9 protein-coding genes are annotated in these 8,611 nt (G+C 67.4%); 6 read left to right on the top strand and 3 right to left on the bottom strand.

Going from position 1 to position 8,611, the window contains the following annotated elements; all coding sequences use genetic code 11:
- The 6 genes from ABZE94_RS18075 to ABZE94_RS18050 form a co-directional block, all read left to right on the top strand.
- A partial coding sequence (locus ABZE94_RS18075; RefSeq protein ID WP_372877095.1) for an AMP-binding protein occupies positions 1 to 633 on the top strand: 633 nt, incomplete at its 5' end.
- A gap of 22 nt (positions 634 to 655) precedes the next feature.
- Positions 656 to 1,732: an AraC family transcriptional regulator gene (locus tag ABZE94_RS18070; RefSeq protein ID WP_372877094.1), complete on the top strand. Its 1,077-nt coding sequence runs from the start codon at positions 656 to 658 to the stop codon at positions 1,730 to 1,732.
- Positions 1,733 to 1,806: 74 nt separating this feature from the next.
- Positions 1,807 to 3,456 carry an acyl-CoA synthetase gene (locus ABZE94_RS18065; protein WP_372877092.1) on the top strand — a complete coding sequence of 550 codons (1,650 nt, stop codon included), beginning with the start codon at positions 1,807 to 1,809 and terminating at the stop codon, positions 3,454 to 3,456.
- A 16-nt stretch (positions 3,457 to 3,472) separates the two neighbouring features.
- Complete coding sequence (locus tag ABZE94_RS18060) at positions 3,473 to 4,240, top strand: 3-hydroxyacyl-CoA dehydrogenase (protein ID WP_372877090.1); 768 nt, start codon at positions 3,473 to 3,475, stop codon at positions 4,238 to 4,240.
- A gap of 97 nt (positions 4,241 to 4,337) precedes the next feature.
- On the top strand, positions 4,338 to 5,531 hold the full coding sequence (locus tag ABZE94_RS18055) for an acetyl-CoA C-acyltransferase (RefSeq protein ID WP_372877088.1): 1,194 nt from the start codon (positions 4,338 to 4,340) through the stop codon (positions 5,529 to 5,531).
- Positions 5,532 to 5,545: 14 nt separating this feature from the next.
- Positions 5,546 to 6,673, top strand: coding sequence for an acyl-CoA dehydrogenase family protein (locus ABZE94_RS18050; RefSeq protein ID WP_372877086.1), 1,128 nt, complete (start codon positions 5,546 to 5,548; stop codon positions 6,671 to 6,673).
- Positions 6,674 to 6,732: 59 nt separating this feature from the next.
- On the opposite strand, the gene ABZE94_RS18045 is transcribed toward ABZE94_RS18050, so the two are convergent.
- The 3 genes from ABZE94_RS18045 to ABZE94_RS18035 form a co-directional block, all read right to left on the bottom strand.
- Positions 6,733 to 7,383, bottom strand: a complete 651-nt coding sequence (locus ABZE94_RS18045) for a DUF502 domain-containing protein (RefSeq protein WP_372877084.1) — start codon at positions 7,381 to 7,383, stop codon at positions 6,733 to 6,735.
- 76 nt (positions 7,384 to 7,459) lie between these two features.
- Positions 7,460 to 8,134, bottom strand: a complete 675-nt coding sequence (locus ABZE94_RS18040) for an RES family NAD+ phosphorylase (RefSeq protein WP_372877082.1) — start codon at positions 8,132 to 8,134, stop codon at positions 7,460 to 7,462.
- The gene (locus tag ABZE94_RS18035) at positions 8,131 to 8,535 is read right to left on the bottom strand and encodes an antitoxin Xre/MbcA/ParS toxin-binding domain-containing protein (RefSeq protein ID WP_372877080.1); all 405 of its coding nucleotides are present in this window, start codon (positions 8,533 to 8,535) and stop codon (positions 8,131 to 8,133) included. The genes ABZE94_RS18040 and ABZE94_RS18035 overlap by 4 nt, the downstream gene beginning before the upstream one ends.
- Positions 8,536 to 8,611: the final 76 nt, after the last annotated feature.

Raw genomic sequence — 8,611 nt, 5'->3', positions numbered from 1 at the left:
TACGGCATGACCGAGACCAGCCCGGTGTCGACCCAGACGGCCGCCGATGACGATCTGCAGTGTCGGGTCAGCAGTGTCGGCCGGACCCAGCCGCACCTGGAGAGCAAGGTAATCGACGAGCAGGGCCGCATCGTCCCGCGCGGGCAGGTCGGCGAGCTGTGCACCCGTGGCTACAGCGTCATGCTCGGCTACTGGAACAACCCGCAGGCCACCGCCGAGGCCCTCGATCCGGCGCGCTGGATGCACACCGGCGACCTGGCGGTGATGGACGAACAGGGCTACCTGAGCATCGTCGGGCGCAACAAGGACATGATCATCCGCGGTGGCGAGAACGTCTATCCACGGGAGATCGAGGAGTTCCTCTTCGGCCACCCGGCGGTGGCCGATGTGCAGGTGATCGGCGTGCCCGACGCCAAGTACGGCGAGGAGATCGCCGCCTGGGTGCAACTGCACCCGGGCCACGCCTGCGATGCCGAGACCCTGCGCGCCTACTGCAAGGCCCACATCGCCCACTTCAAGGTGCCGCGCTACTTCAGGTTCGTCGATCAGTTCCCCATGACCGTGACCGGCAAGGTGCAGAAGTTCCGCATGCGCGAACTGATGCTGGCGGAGCTGGAGCAGGGCGCCAACTGATGGCGGCGGGCCTGGCGTGGGCATGACGGGGACTGCGGTCGAGAAGGGCACCATCTCCGTGCGCCTGGTCGGCGAAGCCCTGCAGCAATGGCGCGCCCAGGGGCAGGACTGCGACGCGCTGCTGACCCAGGCCGGGATCGCCCCCGAATTGCTCAACAAGCCTTATGCGCGGGTCTCCGCGCAGGCCTATGCGCGCCTGTGGCTGGCGCTGGCCAAGGCGATGGACGACGAGTTCTTCGGCATGAACCCGCGGCGGATGAAGTCCGGCAGCTACGCCTTCATGGCCCGCGCCGCGTCGCGCGAGCCGACCCTGGGCGCGGCCCTGGACACTGCGCTGGCGTTTCTCGGCCTGGTGTTCGATGGCCTGACCCCGCGCCTGGAGCGCCTGGAGCGCCAGGGCGGGATGGCGGCGATCGTCATCGATGAGCCAGCGGGGCAAGCCTGCCGCGCCTTCGGCTGTTTCACCCTGTGGATGATCGTGCATGGCCTGGCCTGCTGGCTGGCCGGAAGGCGTATCCCGATCCTGGCCGTCGAGCTGCACTGCCAGGCGCCGGACTACCTCGAGGATTACCGGGTGATGTTCAGCAGCAACCTGCGCTTCGCCCGACCGCGCAGTCGCCTGCTGTTCAATGCCGAGTGCCTGGAGCAACCGCTGCGCCGCAGCGAGCGCGAACTCAAGCGCTTCCTCGCTGGCGCGCCGGCCAACATCCTGGTGCGTTACCGCGATCCGCGCAGCCATGCCGCGCGGATCAAGGTCTACCTGCGCAGCCTCAAGGTCGAACGTTGGCCAGATTTCGAGGCGCTCTCCAGCCACTTCTTCATGGCGCCCTCGACCCTGCGGCGCAAGCTGGCCCTGGAAGGCCAGTCCTTCCAGGGACTCAAGGACCAGGTGCGGCGCGACCAGGCCATCGCCCGGTTGGACAGCGGCGAGGGCAACTTCACCGAGCTGGCTTTCGAACTGGGTTTTGCCGACAGCAGCGCCTTTTACAAGGCGTTCAAGAAGTGGACCGGCACCACCCCGGGGCAGTACCGCGCGCTGATGCATCCCGAGCAGCAGCCCCACTCTGAGTCCAGTTGTCCAAATCGCTCAGGCCAATAGACGCCTGTCGACATTGTCGCCGCCAGCTTGCGCCGCGACTATTTCGGGACAACAACAAACCGAGAGTCACCGACATGCAGGATTACCTGAGCGCTGCCCGCGACTTCGATCTGCCCAGCACGGCCGCCACTACCCTGGCCGGTTCCCTCGACGCCCTCAACGCCTGTGTCGAATGCTGCGACCGGCATGCCTTGCCGGGGCGCATCGCCCTGTTCTGGGAAGGCCGCGACGGCAGCAGCGCCAGCTACACCTTCTGCGAGCTACAGGAACAGGCGGCGCGTTTCGCCAACTTTCTCCAGGCTCAGGGCGTGCGTCCCGGCGATTGCGTGGCGGGCATGCTGCCGCGCAACGTCGAGCTGCTGATCACCATCCTCGGCACCTGGCGCCTGGGCGCGGTGTACCAGCCGCTGTTCACCGCGTTCGGCCCCAAGGCCATCGAGCACCGGTTGCAGGGTTCCGGCGCCAAGGTTGTGGTGACCGACGCGGCCAACCGCGGCAAACTCGACGAGGTCGAGGGTGCGCCGCTGCTCGTGACCGTCGCTGGCGCCAAGGGCCAGGGCATCCAGCGCGGTGATTGCAGTTTCTGGGCCGAACTGGAGCGCCATTCGGCCGAGTTCGAACCGGTGCTGCGCTCGGCCGAAGATCCCTTCCTGATGATGTTCACCTCGGGCACCACCGGGCTGGCCAAGCCGGTATCGGTGCCGCTCAAGGCGATCCTGGCCTTCGTCGGCTACATGCGCGAGGCGGTCGACCTGCGCCCCGAAGACGCATTCTGGAACCTGGCCGATCCCGGATGGGCCTATGGCCTCTACTATGCAGTGACCGGCCCCTTGGCCATGGGTCACCCGACCACTTTCTACGAAGGGCCGTTCACGGTGGAGAGTACCTGCCGGATCATCCGCAAGTACGCCATCAGCAACCTGGCCGGCTCGCCCACGGCCTTCCGCATGCTGCTGGCCGCCAAGGCGCAGGCCGAGCCGCTGCTGCGCGGGCGCCTGCGCGCGGTCAGCAGCGCCGGCGAGCCGCTGAGCCCGGAGGTGATTCGCTGGTTCGAAGGCGGCCTGGCCACCACTATCCACGACCACTATGGCCAGACCGAACTGGGCATGGTGCTGTGCAACCATCATGCACTGGCCCATCCGGTACGCCTCGGCGCCGCCGGTTTCGCCGTTCCCGGGCACCGCGTGGTGGTGCTGGACGAACAACAGCGCGAGCTGCCGCATGGCCAGCCCGGCATCCTCGCGCTGGACCGGACGCGTTCGCCGTTGTTCTGGTTTCCCGGTTATCAGGACATGCCGACCAAGGCTTTCGTCGGCGACTACTACCTCAGCGGCGACACCGTCGAACTGAACGAGGACGGCAGCATCAGCTTCGTCGGCCGCAGCGATGATGTGATCACCACCTCCGGCTACCGGGTCGGCCCGTTCGACGTCGAGAGCGCGCTGATCGAGCACCCGGCGGTGATCGAGGCGGCGGTGATCGGCAAGCCGGACCCGGAGCGCACCGAACTGGTCAAGGCCTTCGTCGTTCTGCAACCGCAGTTCCGCGCCGACGCCGCACTGGCCGAAGAGCTCAAGCAGCATGTGCGCAAGCGCCTGTCGGCGCATGCCTACCCACGCGAAGTCGAGTTCGTCGACGAGCTGCCGAAGACCCCCAGCGGCAAGATCCAGCGCTTTCTCCTGCGTAATCAGGAAATCGCCAAGGCCCAGACGGCCGTTAACTGAACAAGGAACCACAAGCATGCGTATCGAAGACCGGATATTTCTAATCACGGGTGCCAGTTCCGGCCTGGGCCTGGCCACCGCCCGGACGCTGATCGGGCAGGGCGCCAAGGTGCTGCTGGCCGACATCAACGCCGAGGCCGGCGAGGCGCGGGCCGCGGAGCTGGGCGCCCAGGCGCGCTTCGTGCAGACCGACATCACCCGCGAGGAGGACGGCCGCCGCGCGGTGGCTGCGGCACTGGCAGCCTTTGGCGGCCTGCACGGGCTGATCAACTGCGCCGGCGTGGCACCGGCGGAGAAGGTCCTGGGGCGCAATGGCGCCCATGGCCTGGACAGCTTCAGTCGGGTGATCCAGGTCAACCTGGTCGGCAGCTTCAACATGCTGCGCCTGGCCGCCGAGGCCATGGTCCGGGGCGAGCCGAACGAGGAGGGCGAGCGCGGGGTGATCGTCAACACCGCATCGGTCGCCGCCTTCGACGGGCAGATGGGCCAGGCCGCCTATGCCGCCTCCAAGGGCGGCGTGGCCGCCCTGACCCTGCCGGCGGCGCGCGACCTGGCACGTTCGGGGATCCGCGTGATGTGCATCGCCCCGGGCATCTTCGAGACGCCGATGATGGCCGGCATGCCACAGGAGGTGCGCGATTCGCTGGCGGCCAACGTGCCGTTCCCGCCGCGCCTGGGCCGCCCGGACGAATACGCCGCGCTGGTGCGGCACATCATCGAAAACCCCATGCTCAACGGCGAGGTCATCCGCCTGGATGGCGCCTTGCGCATGGCGGCCAAATAAAGCGGTCCAACTACTATAAAGGCTCGAAAGTGCTAGCTAGCGGGCCAGAAACAGATCGGGTAACGCACAGCGAAACCTGCCGATGAGGGCAACGAACATGAGCAAGCAACAGGATCCGGTAGTCATCGTCAGCGCCGCACGCACGCCCATGGGCGGCTTTCTCGGCGACTTCAAGGAGGTCACGGCCGCGCAACTGGGCGCCGCGGCCATTCGCGCCAGCCTCGAGCGCGCCGGCCTGGCAGCCGATGCGGTGGACGAGGTGATCATGGGCTGCGTGCTGCAGGCCGGCCAGGGCCAGGCGCCGGCGCGGCAGGCGGCACTGGGCGCGGGCCTGGTGCAGGGCACGCCGTGCTCGACGGTGAACAAGATGTGCGGCTCGGGGATGAAGGCGGCGATGTTCGCCCATGACCTGCTGCTCGCCGGCAGCGCCGAGGTGGTGGTCGCCGGCGGCATGGAGAGCATGTCCAATGCGCCCTACCTGCTGGAGCGGGCGCGCAGCGGCTACCGCATGGGCCATGGCAAGGTGCTCGACCACATGTTCCTCGACGGCCTCGAAGACGCCTACGACAAGGGCCGGCTGATGGGCACCTTCGCCGAGGACTGCGCCCAGGCGTATGGCTTCAGCCGCGAGCAGCAGGACGCCTTCGCCATCGCCTCGCTGACCCGCGCGCAGCAGGCCATCAACGCGGGCCGCTTCGCCGCCGAGATAGTCGCGGTCGAGGCCAAGATCGGCCGCGACCTGCGCCTGATCGACAGCGACGAGCAGCCGCCGAAGGCCCGCCCGGACAAGATTCCCACCCTCAAGCCGGCGTTCCACGAGGGCGGCACGGTGACCGCGGCCAATGCCAGTTCGATCTCCGACGGTGGCGCCGCCCTGCTGCTGATGCGCTTGTCCGAGGCCGAGAAACGCGGCCTGAAGCCCTTGGCGGCGATCCGCGGACACGCGACTTTCGCCCACGCGCCGAACCTGTTCGCCACCGCGCCGGTCGGCGCCCTGCAACGGCTGATGACGCGCACCGGCTGGGAAATCGGCCAGGTCGACCTGTTCGAAGTCAACGAGGCCTTCGCCGTGGTGCCGATGGCGGCCATGCGCGACCTCGACATCCCCCACGACAAGCTCAATGTGCATGGCGGTGCCTGCGCCCTCGGCCACCCGATCGGCGCGTCCGGCGCGCGGGTGCTGGTGACCCTGCTCAGTGCCCTGCAGCAGTACGACCTCAAGCGCGGCGTCGCCTCGCTGTGCATCGGCGGCGGCGAGGCTACGGCCATGGCCATCGAGTTGCTCAACTGAACCGGGAGAGCCCCATGATTCCTTCAGAGCAAGACGTGCAGATCCGCGACATGGCCCGCCAGTTCGCCCGGGAACGGCTGCAACCCTTCGCCGCCGAGTGGGACCGCGAACACCGGTTCCCCAGCGATGCCATCGCCGAGATGGGCCAGTTGGGCTTCATGGGCATGCTGGTGCCGGAAGACTGGGGCGGCGCGCAGACCGGCCACCTGGCCTACGCCATGGCCCTGGAGGAAATCGCCGCCGGCGACGGCGCCTGCTCGACCATCATGAGCGTGCACAACTCGGTGGGCTGCATGCCGATCCTCAAATACGGCAGCGATGAGCAGAAGCAGCGCTTCCTCAGGCCGCTGGCCGAGGGCACGATGCTCGGCGCCTTCGCCCTCACCGAACCCCAGGCCGGCTCGGATGCCAGCGACCTGCGCACTCGCGCCCGGCGCGACGGCGAGCACTATGTGCTCAACGGCAGCAAGCAGTTCATCACCTCCGGCAGCCACGCCGGCATGGTGATCGTCTTCGCCGTGACCGACCCGCAAGCCGGCAAGAAGGGCATCAGCGCCTTCATCGTGCCCACCGATACGCCCGGCTATTCGGTGGTGCGGGTCGAGGACAAGCTCGGCCAGCATGCCTCGGACACCTGCCAGATCCAGCTCGATGAGCTGCGCATCCCGGCCAGCTTGCGCCTGGGCGAGGAGGGCGAGGGCTACCGCATCGCCCTGGGCAACCTCGAGGGCGGGCGAATCGGCATCGCCGCCCAGGCGGTGGGCATGGCTCGCGCGGCCTTCGAGGCGGCGCGCGACTATGCCCACGAGCGGGTGACCTTCGGCAAGCCGATCATCGAGCACCAGGCGGTGGCCTTCCGCCTGGCCGACATGGCCACCCAGATCGCCGTAGCGCGGCAGATGGTGCATCACGCTGCTAGTTTGCGCGAGGCCGGCTTGCCGTGCCTGACCGAGGCCTCGATGGCCAAGCTGTTCGCCTCGGAGATGGCCGAGCGGGTCTGCTCGGCGGCGCTGCAGACCCTCGGCGGCTATGGCTACCTCAAGGATTTCCCGCTGGAGCGTATCTACCGCGACGTGCGCGTGTGCCAGATCTACGAAGGCACCAGCGATGTGCAGCGGCTGGTGATTGCGCGCAGTCTTTAGCGGTCCGTATCCTCTGCCAGGCTGCCGCGTGTTCACAGATGCGCCGCACGGGCTGCTCGCTAGACTTTGCGCGGCCTCGGCGGCGGCGGTGGGTTGATGCCCATGGACAGGTAGATGCTGGTGAAGGCGTCGACGCCGATATTGGCTGGCTTGATCCACTCCACGGGCACATACAATAGGCCGCCGCCGATGGGGATGGGCGCGGTGGGCACCAGCACGGCGTAATAGCTGCGGCCATCGATATCGATCGCATTCGAGCTGGGCATCAGCGCCAGCACGGCGGCACCATCGCCACCGAACAGGCACCAGACCGGGCTCATGGCGTTGATGTCGGCACCTTCCTTTTTCTCCAGCAGGGCGACAAAGCGATCGGCCAGGTTGTACAGCTTGCCGAACAGCGGAATGCGCCGCAGGGTCAGGTCGGTCAGCCATTGCAGCGGGCGGCGCAGGCCGAGTTGCACGCCCAGGCCCAGGGCATAGATGCCCACCAGCAGCGCCGCCGTACCCAGGGTGTACGCCAGGTAGGCATTGCTGGCGAATGGCTGACCCATGGCCGCAAACATCTGGCCGATATAGCTGGACGGCCCGATTGCCCGGTTCAACAGGCCGACTATCCAGGACAGCAGCGTCAGGCTCAAGGCCAGCGGTAGCAAGACGATCAAGCCGGTTAGCCAGGTGGCGAGGAGGGCGTTGATGCTTTTCTTGAACATGGGTGAGGTCCGGTCGAGTGGCGAAATCAGGCAGGCAGTTGCCCTGGCCAGGTGAGGGTTACGCCATGTCGGGCATTCAGGCGATGGTTTTAAGGGTGAAGACGTCGGTGATCCGCTGCAGCTTGCCATCCCAGACGTAGCGCAGATGCACGCCCTGGCGCGGAATGCTCGCCGCCGGCGGGCGGAACAGGGCGGCGCATTCGCCTGCGGGGTGGCGTACGCTGCGGTACAGCAGGCCCCAGGAACCTTGCTGGCGCCGTTCGGCGGCGAAACGCTGGGCGATCGGGTAGGCGGCCGGGTCCGGGTCGTGCAGGTGTTCGTGCGCCTGGCGAATGTCGTCCAGCGCCTTGACCACCCGGCAGACGTAGGCGCGCAGGGTCAGCTCCAGGCTCGGCTCCTGGGTCGCGCGCAGGAAGCGCTCGCGGTGGTAGCGGGTTTCCGCCACTGCGGTGTGCAGGCTGTCGCCACAGTAATAGACGCCATACTGGCCCGCGGTGAAGCGGCTGATCGCGCCGACATGGGTGAAGGCGGCCATCAGCGGCGACGAACCGGGGCCGCTGACCCGGTCTGCTGGGGCCACGTGAGCGAGCAGGCCGGCTTCTTCGCGCAGGCGGTCGTTGGTCAGGCCCTCGATCAGGAAGGCCTGCTCGAGGTCGGCGGCATCCAGCACATCCTCGAATACCGAGATCGGCGGAAAGGCACTGGAGACCAGGCGGTAAGCCCGCGGCCAGGCGGGCAGGGTCTGCCTCACCCCCTGACCCCATCGAGGTAGCGACGCACGTCGGCGAGATCGACCACGCCGCCGGCGAGCATCAGCTCGAGTGCGCTATTGCCGTTGAACGGTGCCTCGCTGTTGGCTTTTCTCACCCACTCGTAGGTCGAGGGTTTGTCGCCGAACAGGATGCGCAGGGACTTGTGGATGCCCATCAGGTAGGACACCCGTTCCATGGTGTCGCGGGGCAGACGCACTTCCGGCAGCTGGCGATACTTGTACAGGGTGCTGCGGCCGATCGAGCCCAGCAGCACCATCTGTTCCTCGACCGAGCACTGCCACTTGTCCATCAGGTTGAAGAAGAACTTCAGTGCGACCTGACCGGCCTTGGGCGACTCGATGTCGAGGGCGGGCGCGTTGCGTTGCGCGGCAGCAATCATGGTCTCTCCTCCACGTGTGGACTTAGCTTGAAGTCTAGTCTTGATGCGGACACTGTGCAATGGCTCGGGAGCCGGT

It is taken from the genome of Pseudomonas sp. (assembly GCF_041601375.1).
Classification (GTDB): domain Bacteria; phylum Pseudomonadota; class Gammaproteobacteria; order Pseudomonadales; family Pseudomonadaceae; genus Aquipseudomonas.
Note: the sequence above shows the minus strand (reverse complement) of the source record. Positions and strands in the feature narration are given on the sequence as shown.

Coding starts and splice junctions, on each gene's coding strand:
- ABZE94_RS18070 (WP_372877094.1), top strand. CDS start 656: ATGACGGGGACTGCGGTCGAGAAGGGCACCATCTCCGTGCGCCTGGTC.
- ABZE94_RS18065 (WP_372877092.1), top strand. CDS start 1,807: ATGCAGGATTACCTGAGCGCTGCCCGCGACTTCGATCTGCCCAGCACG.
- ABZE94_RS18060 (WP_372877090.1), top strand. CDS start 3,473: ATGCGTATCGAAGACCGGATATTTCTAATCACGGGTGCCAGTTCCGGC.
- ABZE94_RS18055 (WP_372877088.1), top strand. CDS start 4,338: ATGAGCAAGCAACAGGATCCGGTAGTCATCGTCAGCGCCGCACGCACG.
- ABZE94_RS18050 (WP_372877086.1), top strand. CDS start 5,546: ATGATTCCTTCAGAGCAAGACGTGCAGATCCGCGACATGGCCCGCCAG.
- ABZE94_RS18045 (WP_372877084.1), bottom strand. CDS start 7,383: ATGTTCAAGAAAAGCATCAACGCCCTCCTCGCCACCTGGCTAACCGGC.
- ABZE94_RS18035 (WP_372877080.1), bottom strand. CDS start 8,535: ATGATTGCTGCCGCGCAACGCAACGCGCCCGCCCTCGACATCGAGTCG.